This window comes from Halorubrum sp. PV6, assembly GCF_003990725.2.
In the GTDB taxonomy this organism is placed as follows: domain Archaea; phylum Halobacteriota; class Halobacteria; order Halobacteriales; family Haloferacaceae; genus Halorubrum.
Window position 1 is genome coordinate 14,432 of the sequence record NZ_CP030064.1, and the last position, 20,489, is coordinate 34,920.

Here is a 20,489-nt window from a genome sequence, read left to right on the forward strand (position 1 = left end):
GGCTCAGACGACCTGCTCGCCGTCGTCGTCGTACACCTCGATGGCGTCGACCGGGCAGACCCGCGCCGCGAACTTCGCGTCGAACTCCTCGCCGTCGGGCACGTCGACGACGAACACGCCCTCGCTCTCCGCTTCGCTGTCGCGTAAGTCCGCTTTCCCGTCGTTCAGGTTCTTCTCGAAGGCGTCCCACTCGGCGACACATTGGTACATCCCGACGCAGGTGTCGCGATCGAACTTCACTCGCATATCTCTCGGTTCGACGAGGCGGTACAAAGCGCTGACGGCGCCGCCCGCGATCTCGAGGGCCGAACCACGCCGCGTTGCGGTTCGCTCGCCGCGACCGTCCTTTTTAAGCGCCGCAGGGACCCATGCCCGCGTATGACCACGGTCTGGCTCGTCGACCGGCAGTTCGACTCGAAGGGGCTCGTGCGGCTCACGTACGCCACGACGGACGGCGAGCGGATGCACACGAAGGAGCTGGCCGAACAGCGGCTCGTCACGGGCGGCGGCGTCACCGCCGGCCGCGAGGTCGACGAGAGCGCGCTCGGCGAGAGCCCGACCGAGGAGGTCGAGCGGTTCGCCGCCGAGGCGTCGAAGATGGCCGCCGAACACGACCTCGACGAGACGGTCTGACCGGCGTCGCCCCAACCGCACTACCTCTCGTCACACCCTCACTTCTCACCGCCTCACCGCCTCGCCGCGCCGACCGCGTCCCTCCGGCCCACACAACCGAGGCCGTTAAGGGGGAACCGGCGGAACGTGAGCGTGAAATGCCCAGTGGTGAGTACGACCCGGAAACCGTTGAGCCTCGGTGGCAGCAGCGGTGGGTCGACGAGGAGACGTACGCCTATCCCGACGACGACCCGGTGGATCCGAACACGGTCTTCTCTATCGACACCCCGCCGCCGACGGTATCGGGGAGCCTCCACATGGGCCACTTGTACGGCTTTACCCTGCAAGACTTCGTCGCCCGGTTCGAGCGAATGCACGGCGGCGAGACGTTCTTCCCGTTCGGCTACGACGACAACGGCATCGCCTCCGAGCGGCTCACCGAGGACGAACTCGACATCCGCCATCAGGACTTCGAGCGCCGAGAGTTCCAGGCGAAGTGCCGGGAGGTCTGTACGCAGTACGAGTCGCAGTTCACCGAGAACGTGCAGTCGCTCGGCGTCTCCGTCGACTGGGACCACACCTACCAGACCATCGAGCCGCGCGTCCAGCGCGTCTCGCAGCTGTCGTTCGTCGATTTATACGACCAGGGCCGCGAGTACCGCGAGAAAGCGCCCGCGATCTGGTGTCCCGAGTGCGAGACCGCTATCTCGCAGGTCGAGACCGAAGACGACGAGCAGGACAGCCACTTCCACGACATCGAGTTCCCGGTCGCCGGAGCAGACGACGAGTTCGTCATCTCGACGACCCGCCCCGAACTGCTGCCGGCCTGCGTCGCCGTCTTCGTCCACCCGGACGACGAGACGAACCAGGACCTCGTCGGCGAGTCCGCCGAGGTCCCGCTGTTCGGCCACGAGGTCCCCATCATCGCCGACGAGCGCGTCGACATGGAGACCGGCTCCGGCATCGTGATGTGCTGTACGTTCGGAGACCAGAACGACATCGAGTGGTACCAGGTCCACGACCTAGACCTCCGGGTCGCCATCGACGAGTCCGGTCACATGACCGACGTCGCCGAGGAGTACGCGGGGCTGCACTCTTCGGCGGCCGGCGAGGCCATCGTCGAGGACCTCGACGAGGCGGGCGCGCTGTTGGACCGCCGCGCTATCACGCACTCGGTCAACGTCCACGAGCGGTGCGGGACCAGCGTCGAGTTCCTCGTCACCGAGCAGTGGTACGTCGAGATGCTCGACAAGACCGACGAGTACCTGGAGATCGGCCGCGAGATGGAGTGGTCGCCGGAGAAGATGTTCAGCCGGTACGAACACTGGGTCGAGGGGCTCCAGTGGGACTGGCTCATCTCGCGACAGCGCTCTTCGGGCATCCCCTTCCCGGTCTGGTACTGCGACGACTGCGGTGAGGTCGTCGTCGCCGAGAAGGCCGACCTGCCTGTCGATCCCCTCTCGGACGACCCGCCGGTCGACGCGTGTCCCGAGTGTGGGCACGACGCGTTCGAACCCGAAAACGACGTGCTCGACACGTGGGCCACGTCCAGTCTGACGCCGCTGATAAACGCCGGCTGGGACTGGGACGAGGAGGCCGAGGCGTTCACCATGGAGCACCCGGAGCTGTACCAGTTCGACCTCCGGCCGCAGGGTCACGACATCATCAGCTTCTGGCTGTTCCACACGCTGGTGAAGTGTTACGAGCACACCGGCGAGGTCCCGTTCGAGGAGACGATGATCAACGGCCACGTCCTCGACGAGAACCGGGAGAAGATGTCCAAGTCCGTCGGCAACGTCGTCGAACCGGAGACGGTGCTCGACGAGTATCCGGTCGACGCCACCCGCTACTGGGCGGCCGGCACCGCCGTCGGCGACGACTTCCCGTTCAAAGAGAAGGACCTCCGCGCGGGCGAGAAGCTGATTCGGAAACTGTGGAACGCCTCGAAGCTCGTCGAGTCGCTGGCCCCGGAGCCGTATCCCGACCCCCCGGCCGACGACGAACTGCGCGAACTCGACCGCTGGCTCCTCGCCGAACTCGACGACCGAGTCGAGCGGCTCACGGCGTTGTTCGAGGACCGGGCGTTCTCGAAGGCCCGCGACGAACTCCGGAGCTTCTTCTGGAACACGTTCTGTGACGACTACCTCGAAATCGTCAAGCAGCGCGACGACGACGCCGCGGCGTACACCCTTCGAACGGCCCACCGCCGCTTCCTGAAGCTGTTCGCGCCCCTGCTCGCGCACGTGACCGAAGAGCTCTGGAACGACATGTACGCCGGCGACGTGAGCGATTCGATCCACCTGACCGATTGGCCCGAGCCTCTGGGGTTGGAGGCGGACCACGAGGCCGGTGCCGCCGCCACGTCCGTCGTCGGGGTCCTCCGGAAGTACAAGAGCGAGAATCAACTGCCGCTGAACGCCGAACTCGACGCCGTCGAGGTGTACGCCGACGTTCGCGGCTTCGAAGCCGACATCACCGGCGTGATGCACGTCGCCGATCTCACCGTTCACCCCGACGAAGACGCTCCGGTCGAGACGGTCGTCACCGGGATCGACCTCAATTACGCAACGGTCGGCCCGAAGTACGGCGACCAGGTCGGCGACATCGAGGCGGCGCTCGCTCAGGACGCCTACGAGATCGACGGCGACGAGCTCCACGTCGCGGATCTCACCCTCACCGACGAGGAGTTCGAAGTCGACGAGGAGCGACAGTACCAGGGCGACGGCGAACTGTTAGAGGCGTCCGACGTGGTCGTCATCGTCCGCAGCGAGGCGTAAGGCTACAGGTCCGCGCCGACCGCGTCTTGCACCGAGTCGAAGCCGTCCCGTTCGAGGAGGTCGAGGACCCCTTCGTTGATCTCGCGCGCGAGGGCGGGACCCTCGTAGACGAGGGCCGTGTACAGCTGGACGACGGAGGCCCCGGCCCGTATCTTCTCGTAGGCGCTTTTTGCGTCGGAAACGCCGCCGACGCCGATTACCGGTACGTCCGTACGCTCCGCGACGAATCGAACTCGCTCCGTGGCCATCGACGCTATCGGCTTGCCCGAGAGGCCGCCGCGTTCCGCCTGTTGGGGGCTCTGCAGCGCGTTCGGTCGCGTCGTCGTCGTGTTGGTCGCGATGACGCCGTCGAGGCCGAGATCGTCGACGACGCCAAGCGCGTCCTCGACTGCCGGCTCCGGGAGGTCAGGAGAGAGCTTCACCAAGAGCGGGTCGGCGCCGGCGGTCGCGAGCGCGTCGAGTATCTCCTCTAAGGCCGCACGGTCCTGTAGCTCGCGGAGTCCGGGTGTGTTCGGGCTGGATACGTTGACGACGAAGTAGTCGCCCGCCTCGGCGACGCGCTCGTAGGTGTACTGATAGTCGTCCGCGGCGTCTGCCAGGGGCGTCGACTTCGACTTCCCGATGTTGATTCCGACCGGAACCTCGGGAAGCGGCTCCCGGTCGAGTCGCTTGCCCACCCGGTCGGCGCCCTCGTTGTTGAACCCCATCCGGTTTATCAGTGCCTCGTCCTCGCGTAGTCGGAACAGTCGCGGCCGCGGGTTCCCCGGCTGTCGCTCGGCGGTGACGCCGCCGACCTCGACGTGGCCGAACCCTAGCGCGGCGAGCGCGCGGGGAATCTCCGCGTTCTTGTCGAAGCCGGCCGCGACGCCGACGGGATTCGGGAACTCGTTTTGAAACGCCTCGACGCGGAGCCGAGGGTCGTCCACGACGAAACGGTCGCGGAGCAGGTCGGTCACCGGCGTCGCCTGTGCCGTCCGCATCAGCCGATGCGTTAGTCCGTGTGCCGTCTCCGGCGGCAGTCTGAACAACGCCGGCTTCAACAGATCGTACGCGCCCATCGTTTCCGCTCTCGTCGCGGACGGGCATCAATCCGCCGACCGCTATCGCAGGGAGCGGTAGCGACGCCGCTGGCCTCGGCTCCGCGCTCTGCCTTCGATACGGGTCTATCGTCGAAATACGGCGGCTTAGAAATCGTGTTCGAGATCCTCGGGGCTCGCGTCGGCCTTCTGGATGATTATCTTTCCATCCCGGACTCGGACGAAGACTTCGTCGCCGATTTCCATCCCAGCGACAGCGAGTTCGTCTTCGTGGAGGTTCACGTGGACGTTGTGGTACTCCCCCTCGTCGTCCTTGGCGCCACTGGGGCTGAGCTTCTTTTTACGGACCATCGCGGTTGTACTGGTCGGACTTCGCCATAGTAGACACATAAGTGTTGTTTCCCCGATTCGGGTCTGCGCTCTCTGGGCTCGTCTCGGGTGCCGGCGACGACAGATTCACCTGCGATTCGACGCGGCGGCGCCGCCGAGTCTCGCTGAAAACTGCGTGGTCGGCTCGACGTGCCTCCCAAATCGCTAGCCCGTACGGAGTTAATATATAAAACTTTTGCAGGATATCTTTCATTTGGTCGATATATTTATTACAGGCTGTGTGTTGGTTTCGCATGGAGGATAAACCATGGTACGTGAAGACGGTAAGCGAAACTTTGCCCTTCGAGACGAAGACGGATCGGAATCGAGCGAGTTCTCCGGGAACATGCCTCGGCAGGCTGCGCTCAAGGCCGCCCGCACCCTCGAACCGGCCCCCTCCGAGGACGAGGCGGAGCGTGTCACGCTCCGGCTCCGCGAGAAGGGCACCCAGAAGGTCCACGAGTACGAGGGGTGGGCTTGGAAAGATAGCGCTCCCAAGGTTGACGAGGCCGACGACGACTTCTGGCTTAACGACCTTGACGACATTACGAAGGCGAACGTCTCGAAGCAAGGGATCGAGTACATCGACGACGAGTAGCCTCGAGTTCCGACTGTTTTTTCGCTGCCCCTGCCGCGGAGCTATTCGGCCGTTCACACTTCCTCGGCATGAAACCGCATGACGTAGCGCCGATAGTTCGACGGGGTTAAATACAACCCGGCCATCGTGACTAATGCGAAGAACGCACCTGCGAACTCGGGCCGTTCAACTCGGCCCGGTTTCGCTGGACTTGGAACGCTTCGATGGGTTTATGACCCGTCGAAAGAAACAATCAAGTCCGCGAAGATGAGGATTTCGCCCCCTGCGCTCCGGCGTAAGCGGAAATCTGATGTGAGCCGTGGTAGTTCGGTGTCATCCAGGTCGCTGGGTGAACCGGACACCACATAGACCATGCAATGGTGTTTTGACTTATCGCAAGTCAAAACCCGCCAACACCCCTCTGTACCGGGAATCAGGTACAGAGGTTATACATTCCGGTTGATCCTGCCGGAGGCCATTGCTATTGGGATTCGATTTAGCCATGCTAGTCGTACGAGTTCATACTCGTGGCGAATAGCTCAGTAACACGTGGCCAAACTACCCTTCGGAGCACAATACCCTCGGGAAACTGAGGCTAATAGTGCATACCACAATCCACCTGGAATGAGGATTGTGCCAAACGCTCCGGCGCCGAAGGATGTGGCTGCGGCCGATTAGGTAGACGGTGGGGTAACGGCCCACCGTGCCAATAATCGGTACGGGTCATGAGAGTGAGAACCCGGAGACGGAATCTGAGACAAGATTCCGGGCCCTACGGGGCGCAGCAGGCGCGAAACCTTTACACTGCACGCCAGTGCGATAAGGGAATCCCAAGTGCGCAGGCATAGAGCCTGCGCTTTTGTACACCGTAGGGAGGTGTACGAATAAGGGCTGGGCAAGACCGGTGCCAGCCGCCGCGGTAATACCGGCAGCCCGAGTGATGGCCGATCTTATTGGGCCTAAAGCGTCCGTAGCTGGCCGCGCAAGTCTATCGGAAAATCCACCCGCTCAACGGGTGGGCGTCCGGTAGAAACTGCGTGGCTTGGGACCGGAAGGCGCGACGGGTACGTCCGGGGTAGGAGTGAAATCCCGTAATCCTGGACGGACCGCCGATGGCGAAAGCACGTCGCGAGGACGGATCCGACAGTGAGGGACGAAAGCCAGGGTCTCGAACCGGATTAGATACCCGGGTAGTCCTGGCCGTAAACAATGTCTGTTAGGTGTGGCTCCCGCTACGAGCGGGTGCTGTGCCGTAGGGAAGCCGCTAAACAGACCGCCTGGGAAGTACGTCCGCAAGGATGAAACTTAAAGGAATTGGCGGGGGAGCACTACAACCGGAGGAGCCTGCGGTTTAATTGGACTCAACGCCGGACATCTCACCAGCATCGACTGTAATAATGACGATCAGGTTGATGACCTTATCCGAGTTTCAGAGAGGAGGTGCATGGCCGCCGTCAGCTCGTACCGTGAGGCGTCCTGTTAAGTCAGGCAACGAGCGAGACCCGCATCCTTACTTGCCAGCAGCACTGCGAAGTGGCTGGGGACAGTAGGGAGACCGCCGTGGCCAACACGGAGGAAGGAACGGGCAACGGTAGGTCAGTATGCCCCGAATGTGCTGGGCAACACGCGGGCTACAATGGTCGAGACAAAGGGTTCCTACTCCGAAAGGAGACGGTAATCTCAGAAACTCGATCGTAGTTCGGATTGTGGGCTGCAACTCGCCCACATGAAGCTGGATTCGGTAGTAATCGCGTGTCACAAGCGCGCGGTGAATACGTCCCTGCTCCTTGCACACACCGCCCGTCAAAGCACCCGAGTGAGGTCCGGATGAGGCTCGTTACACGAGTCGAATCTGGGCTTCGCAAGGGGGCTTAAGTCGTAACAAGGTAGCCGTAGGGGAATCTGCGGCTGGATCACCTCCACCGACCCGAGACTCCCATCCCAGGGAGCTCACCTTACGACCGTTCACCAGAACGGTCACTACTCATGCACGGTCTATCCGTCCGTCCACCCACCGCCCTGGACACCGACGAACTATCACGGTTCACACCTTCCTTCCCACACGGGAAGGTGGGCTCATAGCTCAGCGGTAGAGTGCCTCCTTTGCAAGGAGGATGCCCTGGGTTCGAATCCCAGTGAGTCCATGTCAGCCTCAGTCCGAAACCGTCCCCTTAAGTGGGAGACGCGACTCGGATTGAGTAGACGACGACCGATGCACCATCTCGGGAAACCGCGGATGGGAAGGGTTCGACGGACACGCTCCATGCCTGGACGTGATCCGATGACGACCGTGTATACGTGCGATCCAGACGTCCACTGAACTCATACGAGTTCGTGGAACGTCAGTGAACCATATACAGTCGGGTGACATCTAGTCACTTGACACCGTCAGTACTCTCTTTTGGAGAGTTGACTGACACACTACTGGCTACTGTGCCAGCTGGTGAATGGCTCGGCTCGAGAGCCGATGAAGGACGTGCCAAGCTGCGAAAAGCTCGTGGGACCCGCATGGAGGGAAAGAACACGAGATATCCGAATCGGAATCCGTTTACAATTGCCACGCGCAATAGGGAACTCCCTGAATTGAAACATCTCAGTAAGGGAAGGAAAAGAACGCAACCGCGATGTCGTCAGTAACCGCGAGTAAAAGCGACACAGCCCAAACCGAAGGTCTTCGGACCAATGTGGTGTTCGGGTTGACAATCAATTCTCGACATTTCATCTGAAGTCTCCTGGAACGGAGCGTGAAACAGGGTGACAACCCCGTAAGATGAGACAGTACAGAAGGCGTCAATACCAGAGTAGCAGGGGTCGGATATCCTCTGTGAACAACTCAGGCATCCCCTGAGAAGGCTAAACACTCCTCGAGACCGATAGCGAACAAGTAGCGTGAGCGAACGCTGAAAAGCACCCCGAGAAGGGCGGTGCAATAGGGCCTGAAATCAGTTGGCGATCGAGCGACAGGGCGTACAAGGCGATTCTTGAAACGACCGAGAAGCGATTCTCTAGTAGGAAAAGAATCGAGCCGGCGTCGTGTCGTGCGTTTTGAAAAACGACCCAGGGAGTGCACTTGATTGGCGAGTCTAACCCGTGAACCGGGGAAGGCGCAGGGAAACCGATACGGCCGCAACACTATGTGTGAGGGCCACCGTGTTCAAGCGCGGGGAGTCAATTGGGTGCGACCCGAAACCAGGCGATCTATACGCAGGCAGGGTGAAGCGTGGCGAAAGCCACGTGGAGGCCCGTTAGAGTTGGTATTCTACAATATCCTCTCGTGATCTGCGCATAGGGGTGAAAGGCCCATCGAGCCTGGCAACAGCTGGTTCCAACCGAAACATGTCGAAGCATGACCTCTTCCGAGGTAGCCCGCGGGGTAGAGCTACCGATTGGATGACCCGCCTCCGAGAGGAGTCGGCCATCCTGTCGAACTCCAAACCCGCAGGCGCTGTAGACGAAGGGAGTCCGGTATGCGGGGTAAGCCTGTGTACCGTGAGGGGAACAACCCAGAGCCGGGTTAAGGTCCCAAAGTGTAGATTAAGTGCGATTCGAAGGTGGTCTCAAGCCCTAAACAGCCGGGAGGTGAGCTTAGAAGCAGCTACCCTCTAAGAAAAGCGTAACAGCTTACCGGCCGAGGTTTGAGGCGCCCAAAATGATCGGGGCTCAAATCTACCACCGAGACCTGGCCGTGCCCTTGACAGGGGCAACCGCGTAGGTTGGCGTTCTGTTCGGATGGAAGCTCGGGCGAGAGCTCGCGTGGACCGTTCAGAAACGACAATCCTGGTCACAGTAGCAGCGATAGTCGGGTGAGAACCTCGACGGCCTGATGAGCAAGGGTTCCTCGGCACTGCCACTCAGCCGAGGGTCAGCCGGTCCTAAGATGCACCGTAATTCGACTGCATCAACGGGAAACTGGTTAATATTCCAGTGCCATCGTGCAGTAAACGTCGACGCCGTGTGGAACGCTGAGCCGGGCCTTCGCCCGGTCAAATCGTGGAAACTCGTGGAAGCCGTCACGGCACGAAGCGAGCGAAACGCGAGATAGCGCAAGTCAGCCGTACATAGGGCCCGTGAAAAGACAAGCACGATGTCCGTACCGAGATCCGACACAGGTGCTCTGGCAGCGCAAGCCAAGGCCTGTCGGGAGAACCGACGTTAGGGAATTCGGCAAGTTAGTCCCGTACCTTCGGAAGAAGGGATGCCTGCTCTCTACGGAGCAGGTCGCAGTGACTCGGGCGCTCCGACTGTCTAATAACAACACAGGTGACCGCAAATCCGCAAGGACTCGTACGGTCACTGAATCCTGCCCAGTGCGGGTATCTGAACACCTCGTACAAGAGGACGAAGGACCCGTCAACGGCGGGGGTAACTATGACCCTCTTAAGGTAGCGTAGTACCTTGCCGCTTCAGTAGCGGCTTGCATGAATGGATAAACGAGAGCGCCACTGTCCCAACGTTGGACCCGGTGAACTGTACGTTCCAGTGCGGAGTCTGGAGACCCCCAAGGGGAAGCGAAGACCCTATAGAGCTTTACTGCAGGCTGTCGCTGAGACGTGGTCGCCGATGTGCAGCATAGGTAGGAGTCGTTACACAGGTACCCGCGCTAGCGGGCCACCGAGACAGCATTGAAATACTACCCGTCGGTGACTGCGACTCTCACTCCGGGAGGAGTACACCGGTAGCCGGGCAGTTTGACTGGGGCGGTACGCGCTCGAAAAGATATCGAGCGCGCCCGAAGATCATCTCAGCCGGGTCGGGAATCCGGCGAAGAGCGCAAGAGCACAAGATGGTCTGACAGTGTCATTCCCAACGAGTGACGCTGACGCGAAAGCGTGGTCTAGCGAACCTACGAGGCTCCGGAATGGGGCCCGTAGATGACAGAAAAGCTACCTTAGGGATAACAGAGTCGTCACCCGCAAGAGCACATATCGACCGGGTGGCTTGCTACCTCGATGTCGGTTCCCTCCATCCTGCCCGTGCAGAAGCGGGCAAGGGTGAGGTTGTTCGCCTATTAAAGGAGGTCGTGAGCTGGGTTTAGACCGTCGTGAGACAGGTCGGCTGCTATCTATTGGGGGTGTCAAGGTACTTGACGTGAACGAACGTATAGTACGAGAGGAACTACGTTTGGTCGCCACTGGTGTACCGGTTGTGTGAGAACGCAATGCCGGGTAGCCACGCGACACGGGGTAAGAGCTGAACGCATCTAAGCTCGAAACCCACATGGAAAAGAAGTACCGATGAGGTCACTCGTAGAAGACGAGTTCGATAGACTCGGGATGTACGCACCGAGGCAACGAGGTGTTGAGTCCACGAGCACTAACAGACCGAAGCCACAGTCATACGGCACTGACACCACAGTTCGTATGAGTTCAGGCGGTAACTGGATCGCACATATACACGGTTGACCGATCGGACGATCGGAACCACCGACACAGGCGTCTCTCTCCGCGAGATTGCGGGAGAGTCTCGGTTCGAATCCGAGAGTCGGCGTAAAGGCGGCCAGAGCGGTGGGGAAACACCCGTACCCATTCCGAACACGGAAGTTAAGCCCACCAGCGTACCGGGAAGTACTGGAGTGAGCGATCCTCTGGGAACCGCGGTTCGCCGCCTGCCCATTCATACGGGAGCATACTCCCACTCGATTTTTTCTGGTGACGAGCGACGCGCTCGTCGCTCGTACACGACACCACACACGCACGCGACCGCTAGGCTTAAACGCTCAACTGCGGTACGTTCGATACGCGCCAAGGTGGCAGAGTCTGGTCAGACGCAGCGGCCTGCAGAGCCGCCCAACGCCGGTTCAAATCCGGCCCTTGGCTTTCTACATTCCTCGAACGACGACTACGCTTAGCCTACGCTACGGATCTCACGCCACGCTGCACGATCTTTGTTCGCTCGTTTGCAACGCTGTTTGACTCCGCCAAAACGCTCTCTCGTTAGTCGCTCGCACTTCGCATCGTCGCCGTTCAGAGGTCCCCCGCGTCGAGCACCTCGTGCGGGATGTTCTCGTCGCGGAGCCGCGCGGTGTGTTGTGGCAGCTGGTCGGCAGTCACCACCAACAGTACGTCCAGGCCTCGCACCGCGGCTTCGGCGACGGCGTCGGCGGTGCCGAACCGGATGTCTGGGTCCTCGTCGGCACGCGTCGCGAGCGCGTACGCCTCGGTCCCCGCCACGGCGAGGAGGCTCTCGGTCGATCGGGCCGCAGTGAGTACCTCGGGGGTGACCGACGAGCCGTCCGTCACCGCCGGTACCGGGAACACGGTGACGTACCCGGTCTCGTAGTCGAGGACGCCCTCGAAGTCGGCGACGCCGACGGCTTCTCCGGCCTCGGCAGCGGTGACGGTCACGGCGGTCGCCGTCCCGCCTGCCGGATTTGCGTGGAGTACGCCGTCGCGCATGACGAGTCCCACGTCGCTTCCCTCGGGAACGGTTGCCATCGCGATGGCCGCGTCGACTTCGACGCTCCCGAGCACGTCGGAACTGACGCGGTCGAGGTACGCTTCGAGGCTGTCGGTCCGGGAGATCAGCCAGTCGACGCCCTCCTTCGTCACCGCGTACCGACCGCGACCCTCTTTCTCGACGTATCCGTGTTCGACGAGGTCTCTAACGTAGTCGCTGACGGCTTGTGAGGTAACACCGATCGCGTCGGCGATCTCCGTCTGGCTCACTGCGGGCTGTCGGGCAGCGATCTCTACCAAGACTTGGTATCGGGTCGCGTCCCGCTTGCTATCAAGGACGGTCGGCGGTGTCGCCCGGTCCGAGTCAGTCATTACTCGGGATCGGTGTTGCGTAATTAAAGTATTGTTGCAGACGGCGGGTCCAGACGGGCGAATTTCGCCCTTTCACTGACCCCTCGGTACGCTATCGTTTCACTACACTCGGCGCAGTTGTTCGCTGGTCGGATCTAGTTGCGGTAACTCGGATCCCTGTGGCGTGACCGACCCTGCGCTCTTTGTCGCGGGTGCCCGCTCTTCTACTCAGCATGTCCTCGCGCGAAACACACCCGCGAAGAGCGCTCTCCACCTCTCACCGGAACCGCGCCCCCACGCCGCGCTGATGGGGAGCCGTCCCCCCGTCGGCACCGCCTTTCGGGAGCGCGGCTTAGTAACCGTTATACGCCGGGTGACCCATGCTGGAATTATGCAACGACGCGCTGTGGCCGTGTACGCCACGCTCTTCCTTCTCGTCGCGGGCGTGGCCGGTGTGCTCACTGTGACGGCTGAGAGTCCGGAAGTCGCGTTCGAGAACCCCGATCTCGAACTGTCTTCCGGTGACACGTTCGAAGTGGACGGCGCGGAGTACGTCGTCGCGGAAATCACCGAAGTCGAAGAGGGCGGCGGTGGCCACGGAGGTAGCGCCACGACATCTATCGTCGCGACGCTCGAACGAGAGGTCACGGTAGAGGAGTCACAGGCGTGGGCGAACGGGTCCACTGTCACCGTCGACGAACGCGAGTGGCGCGTTGAGATCGCCGGTGACGACCCGTCCGAGTTCACGCTCGTCGAGGTTCCCAACCGACAGGCGATCCTCGAAGCCGACGACAACGCCGACAACGAGACCGTCACGCGGGACGACGGCGAGTACGTCGTCGTCAGCGAGGGCGGCGAGACGACCCTCGTCCCCGCCGACGAGTACTTCCCTGCCCCCGAAGAACAGTCGTACGCGACGGGTGACACGTTCGACTACGACGGACACTCCGTGACCGTCGACCAGGTCACCACGGGTCAGGCGACCCTCGTCTGGGAGGCGACACAGACGAACTCGATCGAGGTCCAGCGCGAGAGCATGGTGACCCTCGGCGAGACGGACTTCGTCGCCAACTTCCCTGACGCTTCCACGCTGACGATGTCGTCCGACATCGACGGGTACGAGGCGCAGGTCGCAGCGATAGACCAGTTCCAGCAGTACAACTCCGGACTGACACGCGTGGTCGTCCTCACGCTGTTCTCTATCGTGTTGCTGCTCTCGGCCGCCTTCCTCCCGTCGCGGTACTGAACGCGCACCGCGTTCGGTTCGCTTCTTTCTGTCCCGCCGGCACTGACGAGTGTTCGGCTTCGCCCATCGCCGCCTCTCTTCGACCAACACACTATAATTCTCGCGGCCGCTAGAGGTGGTATGGCAGACGGAACGATCCGTCAACTCGCCCCGCACTGGGGCGTGATGTTCGTCTTGATGTTCGCCATGTTGGCGGCCGTCGACCGCATCCTCGGGCCGCCCCCGCTGTTGTTGTCGATCGCTCTCGTGCTCGCCGTCGCGTTCGGCTACCCGCTGGTCGTCCGAGCGCTCGGGGTCGCACCGCCGGTCTGGCAGCGATCGTAGCCGGCCGATTCGCCTACTCGCCGCCCAACGCCCGCGTCAGCAGTCACTCCTCGGTAGCGTCGCGGAACGGGGCCGCGAGGCGGTAGCCGTACGTGGCCACCACGACGCCGAGCGCGAAGGCGACGACGCCGGCGACGGCGATCCACAGCGTGTTTGGGTGTTCGAGTCCGGAGTGTAAGAGCATCTCCATGACTTCTGGTTCGCCCTGCTCGGATTAAGCGGTTCGATTCACGCAAATCGGCTGCTCCGTCGGCATCGTCAACCGCCGCGATAACACTCGCGTCAGTCGGTTGCTCGCCGGCCACTTCCGTTTTTAAGGGTACTCGTCTCGTATGGGTGGTATGAGCGACGACATCCCTGCTCCGGTCTCCTCGGAGCGTCCCGACGCACCGTTTCACACCACCGGAACCGACCACATCACCGTCTGGGGGAGCAACGAGGCCGACACCATCGCGTTCTACCGCGACCTGCTCGGCATGCCGCTCGTCTTGCGTCAGCCGAACCTCGACGACCCCTCACAGACGCACCTGTTCTTCGACACCGGCGACGGGCGCATCCTGACGTTCTTCGTGAGCGACGACCGACCGTCGGCGCGCGGACAGCGCGCCGGGACCGGCGCCGTCCACCACCTCTGTTTCAGCGTCGACCCCGAGGAGTACGAGGAGATCATGACCGCGTTGAGCGAGGCCGGAAAAGGCTACAACGTGTTCGACCGCGGGGTGTTCCACTCGATTTACACGCAGGACAACAACGGCCTCGTCATCGAACTCTCGTCGGACAAATACGAGATTCCGGACGACCGAAAAGGCGAGGTGCTCGCGACCACCCAGCGGATCCGCGAGGAGGACGGCGCCGACTTCGCGCAGGACCGGCACATGGAAGCGGCGCTAGAGGAGCTCGACATCCCGGTACACAAGTACGACCTGCCCGACGCCGACGCGGGCGTCGGGGTGTAGACGCGGCCGCGTCGACCGACCCGTCATGGAACCGGATCCGACCGCGCGGCCGTCGCTCACGCCAGCCAGTCGTCGGGCTTCGTGTCGTAGTCGACGTCGTCGGCCGCGATCCGGGCTTCGATCTCCGGGTCGAGGTCGTGTTCCGTCACCTCGCCGCCGTCGTACTGGAAGCGCACTCCGACCCTCTCGCCTTCCGGTTCGGTGCCTCGCCGCTTGGCGCGGCGAAGCGCGTCGTCCGCGTACTCGACGCGGATCGTCGCGAGGTTCACCGGCCGCCCCCAGAGTTCGAAGACCCGCTGTAAGGTCGCCTTCGCGGAGGCCTCGTCGAGCGCCACCCCGTTGTACCGGTGCCCTAAGAGGAGTTCACCCCGATTCCGGAAGTTCCCGTCGAGGACGACGACGGTCGGCTTCCCGAAGTTCGTGAACTGCAGGAGGAGCTTTTTGCGCACGTCGGCGGCGTCCACGCTGGCGACGCGGTGCTGGCTGCTCGCCCGACTGTACTCGTAGGTGAAGTAGTTCTGCTCTCGGACGAACTCGTCGGTGAGGAACGCGTCGATGAACGTCACGTCGTTGTGACTCTCTCGGACCTCCAACATCCGGTCCCAGCCGGCGGTTCGGTCCACGGCGTCGAGCGCCTCCGCGACCGTCGCGTACCGGTCGACGTCGAACATGTACCGCGCCTGCTCGGTCAGCGTCTCCCGCGAGACGTTCCGGAGTGCGCTCCGGTGTTCCGGCCGGGAGAGGACGTAGTGGCGCTCCGCGAGCCCCTCGCGAGTGAGCAGTTTCCACGGGTAGCGCTCGATGTCCGGCCCGGCGCCGGAGGGTGTCGTCCCGTCGTCGCCTCGGGCCGAGAGCGCTCGGTCGACCGCCTCGGCGTCGACGCGCGGGTCGCCGTCGGCGGCGAGGTCGGCCAACTCGTCGAGCGTCTCCGGCCCGGCTCCGGCGATCGCCGGGTGCGGCGCTAACCCCGACGCGACCTCGTCGAGGTCGACGGTCGAGTGGAAGTTCTCCGGCGTCACGCCCTCGACGCGGAGCAGCGCGTCGATCACGTCCTGTCTCGCCGCCCGCAGCTCCACGTGTTTCCACAGTTCGAACCCGAGTTTGTAGGGGTTGAGCCCCGGCGACCCGAGGACCCGAGACATGTGGTCGGCGTACGTGAGGAACTCGTCGGGGCCGGCGAACCCCTCGCCGCCCATCATCACCGACTCCCAGTACGTCGCCCACCCCTCGTTCATCACCTTCGTCTGCTTCTGTCCCGCGAAGTAGTACGCCTCCTCGCGGATCGCGTCGATGACCGTCGTCTCCCACGGCTCGCGGTCGACCGCCTTGCCGCTCTCGGGGTCGTACCGCTTCCCGTGGTCGCGCAGGAACGCGAGCACGTCCGGGCGGGGCGTCTCGGGTTCGACGCCCTCCCCCCTGGCTTCGAGCCACTCGTCGTCGAACACGTCGCGACGCACGGATTCGGACAGATCGAGTTCGGCGATCTGCGCTTCGGCCGCCGCCAGCGCGTCCGCGCCCCCGTCGCTCACGTCGTCGGCGATGCCCGGCTCGTCGACGGCGCGCGCGGCGTCGACCGTGCTGTGTTGGTCGATCGTGTCTTCGAGCGACGAGACGGCGTCGATCAGCCGCTCGACCTCGTCGCGGTCGACGTCCGGGCGGTCGGCGATCGCGGCGATCCGGTCCGCGTTGCGCTCCAGCCGTGCCGCGGCGTTCGGCCCGTCCTCGCCGCGGTCGGCGTACAGCCCGAACCACCCGTTGTTCGCGAAGAAGTCCGCGTGCGCCTCGACGTGCGTGATGACCGCCTTCTGGTCTGCGGGCGAGTTCGACTCCTGGAGGAACGCGTGGCTCGGGTCGTCGTTGTTGACGATCTCGAACGCCTTTCCGAGCCCGTGTCGATCCTTCTTCGCCTGCCGCTCGTAGTTCATCCCCCACCGCCAGTGCGGGTACCGGCGCTGGAAGCCGCCGTAGGCTATCAGCTCGTTCATCTCGTCGTGGTCGACGATCCAGTACCGAACCGGATACGGCGCTAACCCCAGCCGCTCTGCGAGCGCGCGAGCCTCCTCCGCGGGCTCGTCGAGGGTATCGGCCTCGCGTTTCGCCTCGATCCGCTCGTCTCTCATCGCCGGTCACCCCCGTCGGTGCGAGCGGTCTCGCCGGGCGTCGTCTCGCGGTCGGCCTCGGTGCTGAGTATCTCGTAGATGGCATCGATCACGTCGTCGGCGTCCGAGACGCGCGCGACGGCGACGTCGTTGGCGTCGCTGAACGCCTCCTCGACCTCGTCTGCGTGGCGCGCGCTCGCCGCGGTGCCGCCTGGCTGTGTCTCCACGTAGGCGTGGAGGTTGGCCTCTATCGACTCCATCAAGGGGATCACCGACTCGACGGTGTCGCTTCCGGCGTTCTCGGAGTCGCCGGCGGCGAACACGTAGCGGTTCCACTCGCTGTAGGGGTACTCCGATAGAATCTCTTCGACGAGTTCGTAGGCGCTGGAGATGCGGGTGCCGCCGCCCGACTGGATCCCGAAGAACTCCTCGCGGTCGACCTCCCAGGCCTCCGCGTCGTGGACGACGTAGCGGAACTCCGCGGCGTCGTACTTCCCCGTCAGGTACCAGTCCATCGGCGTGAACACCCGCTCGACCAGTTCGCGTTTCGTCTCGCGCATCGACCCCGACGCGTCGCGGACGTTCACCACGACGACGTTGCGCTCGCGCTTCTCCGTCACCTCCGGATGGCGGAACCGCTCGTCCTCCCGCCGGAACGGGACGGTGTCGAGCCCGTCGCGCCGGATCCGGGCGGTCGCGGGTTCGGGTTCGACCGCCGCGTCGAGTGCGTCGAAGTCGGGCCACCGCGAGAGCGCTTCGACGGGGTCGCCGTGTTCCTCCGCCGCGGTCGCCGCCGCGTCGGCGATCCACGCCCGCGAGACCGGCACGCCGTTCCCGCGCGCCCACGCGAACACCTCGTCGACACCGGCGCCGTCGACGAACAGGCCCTCGCGGACGTAGTCGCCGTCGAAGTCGGTCGCGAGGTGTCGCTTCAGCCCGCGTTTGAAGAACTCGTCGACGTCGAGCGTCCCTCGCGGCCCGGCGCGGGCGGTGTCCGTGAAGTCGCCCTCCACCTCTTCGACGACCTGTTTCCCCTTCGGTTCGAGGTCGAGTCCCAGCTCCTCGTCGAGTTCGCGCGCGAACTCTTCCGGGTCCATCTCGTAGTACTCGTGGTCGTCGCCCTCCGTGCCCGGATCGCCCTCCTCGTCGCCGGGCTGTGGCTCGACCGGCTGGCCGGGCTGCGGCTGGCCGCCCTGCGCCTGCCCCACGCCGCCGGCCTCGCGGCGGTCGTACTCGAACTCGGGGAGGTCGACGATCTTCACCGGGATCCGGACTCGCCCGGGGTCGGAGCCGCCCAGGTCGCCGTGGCCGATGAACTCCGCGAGATCCTCGCGGCGCTTCTCGCCCACCTCGCGGAAGCGCTCGCGGTCGTCGGTCAGTCCCATGTCCGCTCACCCCCGTCGTCCGCGGCGGCGAGGCTCCGCCACTCGTCGCGGACGTCCCGCATCACCGCGCGGCTCGTCAGCTCGGCGGAGGCGGGGCTGTACCCCCAGTCGACGAGCCGGTCGATCGTGGCCGCCTTCGCCCGCGCCGTCTCGGTGTCCGCCGGCGGGTCGGCCCACTCGGAGGGGTCGAGGTCCGGGAACCGCCGTTTCACGTCGGCGAGGTCGTTCGACTCCACCACCGCCTTCAGTTCCGGTATCTCGCCGAGTTCGACGTCGTCGACGCTGAACGCGTCGCCCCGGTTCCGCCACGCGTACCGGGTGAGCGCGCGGATCACGCGCTCGCGCCGGAACGTCGCGACCGCCTCCGTGGGGTCGGTGCCGCGGTAGTCGTCCTCGTCGAACCGGCCGAGCGTCTCCGTCTCGAACACCTTCATCACGAGCGCATCGGGCTCCTCGGGCCCGCGCTCGGTCTCGACCGGCTCGTCGGCGTCCCACGCGTACACGTGTTCGACGTACTCGGCCACCGTCGCCTCGGGGACGGTCTCGTCGGCCAGCACCGCGTCGATCACGTCCGCCCGCTGGCGCTCGCGAACGCGCTCGGCGACCGGCGCCTTCCGGTTCTCGAACTCCGCGACCTCCGCCCGCGAGAACACCGGCGCGTCGGCGAGCCCGTCGGCCATCGCGTCGAGCACGTCAGTCGGAGTGATCACCCGTTCGACGGGGAGGTCCGGGTGGCTGCGCTCGGCGTCGGCCCCGAGCAGCTCTGCGATCACGTCGCGGACGTACGTGACGGGGAGCCCGTTCCGCCCGTCGCCGTCGCCGAAGGCGATGTCGTCGACGGTGAGTTCCTCGTCGTCGGGTCCGCGCCGGATCGCGCCGGACTCGTACAGGTCCGCCTTCTCGACGAGGCCGATATCCGCCGAGAGGTCGTCGGTGTCGAGCCGCGTGACGACCGCGTACAGGGCCGCCGCCCCGATGGCGTGCGGGGCGATCTCACGGTCGGTGACGCCGCCCTTCCCGTCGCGGACGCCGATGGTGAGCGCGGCGGCGCCGGGGTCGCGGTCGGTCTCGGCGCCGCGTTCGGGCCCTTCGGCGCTCGTCTCTTCGACGCCGTCGACGGTCGGGACGCCGTGTTCGCCGCCGACCTCGCGACGGAGCAGTTCCGCCTCCAGCCGCCGGTTCGTGAGGTACCGGAACTCGTGGCGGGTGAGCCGCCGCTTCAACGCCTTGAGCGGGTCGGCCCCCTCTCGCTCGGCGTGGCGGTCGAGTTCGGCGTCGAGGTCGGGGTTCGAGATGACGATGAGCTGCGTGTCCAAGTCCATCCCGATCCCCTTGTCGAGTTTCACCCGCCGCTCGTCGGGAACGTTCAGGAGCCGACGGAGGAGGTCGGCGTGCTGGCTGGCGTCCTCCACGATGGTCGCGACCCCGTTACCCTGCGAGAGCACCCCGTCGTAACTGAACGCCTGCGGGTTCTTCCGTCCCCGCGAGCCGAGTTCGCGGAGCATCCCGCCCATCCACGAGCCGACGAGCCGCTCTTTCGGCGTCCCGTCGTCTTCCGCGTGCAGGACGCCGACCCCCGTTCCCACGTCGACGACGTAGCTCGTCACGCGGAGGTGATCCCGGTCGGTGATAGCCGAGAACAGGTCTCGCCGCCCCTCGTCGCGGTACACCGATTCGAGGTGGTCGTACGCCTCGCGGCTGAACGGGTCCAACTCGACGTCGGCCGCGATCGGATACGCGTCCGCGTCGACGGCGTCGGCGATCGACTCCCGGACCGATTCGGGGAACACGGAGAGCGGGTGCGTCTGGACGGGGCTCCGGTACCACGCTCCGGTGTCGCCTCCGGTGCCGTACGAGAGCGACGCGGAGCCCGTCGCTCCCCCGACGCCAGCCCCGGCGCCGGTGACGTTCCACTCGACGGTGTAACGGCGCCCCTCCTCGGTCTTCGAGAACTCGCGGAGCCCGTTCACCAGACACCGCTTGAACTCCGACTTCCCGGTCGCCGTCGGCCCGTCGATCCACACTATCGTCTCGTCGTTGCCGCGGCCCGCGGCGGCCGCACGGAGGTCGTCGACGAAGGCGTTGAGCGCCGCGGTGTTGCCTAACACGGCGTGTTCGCCGTCGTTGTACGGGTCGTCGAAGAACCGGTATCGCTCCAGCCGCTCGCCGCGCTCGCGGACCTCGCGGGTCCCCTGCGACTCCACCGCCGCGAGGAGGTACCGCGCTCCGGAGGCGGCCGCGGTCGGGTTCTCCAACACCCGGTCGACGTACGCGTCGAGGCTCATCGGCGGGTCGTACGCCCCTCGCAGGGCCTCGTCGGCGTCGCGAACGAACGCCGCGCCGCGCTCGCGTTCGGTCATC

At 64.3% G+C, this 20,489-nt stretch carries 14 protein-coding genes, 2 tRNA genes and 3 rRNA genes; 11 read left to right on the plus strand and 8 right to left on the minus strand.

What is annotated here, in order from left to right; translation table 11 throughout:
- Positions 1-3 precede the first annotated feature (3 nt).
- On the minus strand, positions 4-246 hold the full coding sequence (locus DOS48_RS06570) for a ferredoxin (protein WP_127116328.1): 243 nt from the start codon (positions 244-246) through the stop codon (positions 4-6).
- A 132-nt stretch (positions 247-378) separates the two neighbouring features.
- On the opposite strand from DOS48_RS06570, the gene DOS48_RS07015 reads away from it, so the two are divergent.
- Both DOS48_RS07015 and DOS48_RS09150 read left to right on the plus strand, forming a co-directional pair.
- Positions 379-633: a hypothetical protein gene (locus DOS48_RS07015; RefSeq protein WP_127116329.1), complete on the plus strand. Its 255-nt coding sequence runs from the start codon at positions 379-381 to the stop codon at positions 631-633.
- 137 nt (positions 634-770) lie between these two features.
- Entirely contained in the window at positions 771-3,389 is a 2,619-nt protein-coding gene (locus tag DOS48_RS09150) for a valine--tRNA ligase (protein ID WP_127116330.1), read from the plus strand.
- Between the two features lie 2 nt (positions 3,390-3,391).
- On the opposite strand, the gene DOS48_RS11325 is transcribed toward DOS48_RS09150, so the two are convergent.
- Both DOS48_RS11325 and DOS48_RS11980 read right to left on the minus strand, forming a co-directional pair.
- Positions 3,392-4,447: a quinone-dependent dihydroorotate dehydrogenase gene (locus tag DOS48_RS11325; RefSeq protein WP_127116331.1), complete on the minus strand. Its 1,056-nt coding sequence runs from the start codon at positions 4,445-4,447 to the stop codon at positions 3,392-3,394.
- A 126-nt stretch (positions 4,448-4,573) separates the two neighbouring features.
- Complete coding sequence (locus tag DOS48_RS11980) at positions 4,574-4,777, minus strand: hypothetical protein (RefSeq protein ID WP_008005666.1); 204 nt, start codon at positions 4,775-4,777, stop codon at positions 4,574-4,576.
- A 286-nt stretch (positions 4,778-5,063) separates the two neighbouring features.
- On the opposite strand from DOS48_RS11980, the gene DOS48_RS13095 reads away from it, so the two are divergent.
- The 6 genes from DOS48_RS13095 to DOS48_RS13885 all read left to right on the plus strand — a co-directional run bounded on the left by DOS48_RS13095 (position 5,064) and on the right by DOS48_RS13885 (position 11,188).
- Entirely contained in the window at positions 5,064-5,393 is a 330-nt protein-coding gene (locus DOS48_RS13095; RefSeq protein ID WP_127116332.1) for a non-histone chromosomal MC1 family protein, read from the plus strand.
- A 431-nt stretch (positions 5,394-5,824) separates the two neighbouring features.
- Positions 5,825-7,294 (plus strand): 16S ribosomal RNA (locus DOS48_RS13600).
- A gap of 150 nt (positions 7,295-7,444) precedes the next feature.
- Positions 7,445-7,516, plus strand: a tRNA-Ala gene (locus tag DOS48_RS13870).
- Between the two features lie 274 nt (positions 7,517-7,790).
- Positions 7,791-10,711 (plus strand): 23S ribosomal RNA (locus DOS48_RS13875).
- A 149-nt stretch (positions 10,712-10,860) separates the two neighbouring features.
- Positions 10,861-10,982: ribosomal RNA gene (rrf, locus tag DOS48_RS13880) — 5S ribosomal RNA — on the plus strand.
- Together the 16S, 23S and 5S rRNA genes with 2 tRNA genes alongside form the textbook arrangement of a ribosomal RNA operon.
- 130 nt (positions 10,983-11,112) lie before the next feature.
- Positions 11,113-11,188, plus strand: a tRNA-Cys gene (locus tag DOS48_RS13885).
- Between the two features lie 147 nt (positions 11,189-11,335).
- Here the strand turns inward: DOS48_RS13885 and DOS48_RS13890 are convergent.
- Positions 11,336-12,139 (minus strand): MarR family transcriptional regulator, encoded by an 804-nt coding sequence (locus tag DOS48_RS13890; protein ID WP_127116333.1) that lies wholly within the window; start codon positions 12,137-12,139, stop codon positions 11,336-11,338.
- A 385-nt stretch (positions 12,140-12,524) separates the two neighbouring features.
- On the opposite strand from DOS48_RS13890, the gene DOS48_RS13895 reads away from it, so the two are divergent.
- On the plus strand, positions 12,525-13,364 hold the full coding sequence (locus DOS48_RS13895; RefSeq protein ID WP_127118805.1) for a hypothetical protein: 840 nt from the start codon (positions 12,525-12,527) through the stop codon (positions 13,362-13,364).
- A gap of 120 nt (positions 13,365-13,484) precedes the next feature.
- A complete protein-coding gene (locus DOS48_RS13900; protein WP_127116334.1) occupies positions 13,485-13,688 on the plus strand; it encodes a hypothetical protein in 204 nt (67 codons plus the stop codon).
- A gap of 43 nt (positions 13,689-13,731) precedes the next feature.
- Here DOS48_RS13900 and DOS48_RS13905 read toward each other — a convergent pair whose 3' ends face one another.
- The gene (locus DOS48_RS13905; protein WP_168654230.1) at positions 13,732-13,878 is read right to left on the minus strand and encodes a hypothetical protein; all 147 of its coding nucleotides are present in this window, start codon (positions 13,876-13,878) and stop codon (positions 13,732-13,734) included.
- 151 nt (positions 13,879-14,029) lie between these two features.
- On the opposite strand from DOS48_RS13905, the gene DOS48_RS13910 reads away from it, so the two are divergent.
- Positions 14,030-14,644, plus strand: a complete 615-nt coding sequence (locus DOS48_RS13910; RefSeq protein WP_127116335.1) for a VOC family protein — start codon at positions 14,030-14,032, stop codon at positions 14,642-14,644.
- A gap of 56 nt (positions 14,645-14,700) precedes the next feature.
- Here the strand turns inward: DOS48_RS13910 and DOS48_RS13915 are convergent, their stop codons facing one another.
- The 3 genes from DOS48_RS13915 to DOS48_RS13925 are packed head-to-tail and all read right to left on the minus strand — an operon-like array spanning position 14,701 to position 20,488.
- Entirely contained in the window at positions 14,701-16,764 is a 2,064-nt protein-coding gene (locus DOS48_RS13915) for a SpoVR family protein (RefSeq protein WP_127116336.1), read from the minus strand.
- Entirely contained in the window at positions 16,761-18,128 is a 1,368-nt protein-coding gene (locus DOS48_RS13920; RefSeq protein ID WP_127116337.1) for a DUF444 family protein, read from the minus strand. Before DOS48_RS13920 ends, DOS48_RS13915 begins: the two co-directional genes overlap by 4 nt.
- On the minus strand, positions 18,119-20,488 hold the full coding sequence (locus tag DOS48_RS13925) for a kinase anchor protein (RefSeq protein WP_127116338.1): 2,370 nt from the start codon (positions 20,486-20,488) through the stop codon (positions 18,119-18,121). The genes DOS48_RS13920 and DOS48_RS13925 overlap by 10 nt, the downstream gene beginning before the upstream one ends.
- Position 20,489: the final 1 nt, after the last annotated feature.

Coding starts and splice junctions, on each gene's coding strand:
- DOS48_RS13910 (WP_127116335.1), top strand. CDS start 14,030: ATGAGCGACGACATCCCTGCTCCGGTCTCCTCGGAGCGTCCCGACGCA.
- DOS48_RS13900 (WP_127116334.1), top strand. CDS start 13,485: ATGGCAGACGGAACGATCCGTCAACTCGCCCCGCACTGGGGCGTGATG.
- DOS48_RS11980 (WP_008005666.1), bottom strand. CDS start 4,777: ATGGTCCGTAAAAAGAAGCTCAGCCCCAGTGGCGCCAAGGACGACGAG.
- DOS48_RS06570 (WP_127116328.1), bottom strand. CDS start 246: ATGCGAGTGAAGTTCGATCGCGACACCTGCGTCGGGATGTACCAATGT.
- DOS48_RS07015 (WP_127116329.1), top strand. CDS start 379: ATGACCACGGTCTGGCTCGTCGACCGGCAGTTCGACTCGAAGGGGCTC.
- DOS48_RS13915 (WP_127116336.1), bottom strand. CDS start 16,764: ATGAGAGACGAGCGGATCGAGGCGAAACGCGAGGCCGATACCCTCGAC.
- DOS48_RS11325 (WP_127116331.1), bottom strand. CDS start 4,447: ATGGGCGCGTACGATCTGTTGAAGCCGGCGTTGTTCAGACTGCCGCCG.
- DOS48_RS13905 (WP_168654230.1), bottom strand. CDS start 13,878: ATGGAGATGCTCTTACACTCCGGACTCGAACACCCAAACACGCTGTGG.
- DOS48_RS09150 (WP_127116330.1), top strand. CDS start 771: ATGCCCAGTGGTGAGTACGACCCGGAAACCGTTGAGCCTCGGTGGCAG.
- DOS48_RS13890 (WP_127116333.1), bottom strand. CDS start 12,139: ATGACTGACTCGGACCGGGCGACACCGCCGACCGTCCTTGATAGCAAG.
- DOS48_RS13095 (WP_127116332.1), top strand. CDS start 5,064: ATGGTACGTGAAGACGGTAAGCGAAACTTTGCCCTTCGAGACGAAGAC.
- DOS48_RS13925 (WP_127116338.1), bottom strand. CDS start 20,488: ATGACCGAACGCGAGCGCGGCGCGGCGTTCGTTCGCGACGCCGACGAG.
- DOS48_RS13920 (WP_127116337.1), bottom strand. CDS start 18,128: ATGGGACTGACCGACGACCGCGAGCGCTTCCGCGAGGTGGGCGAGAAG.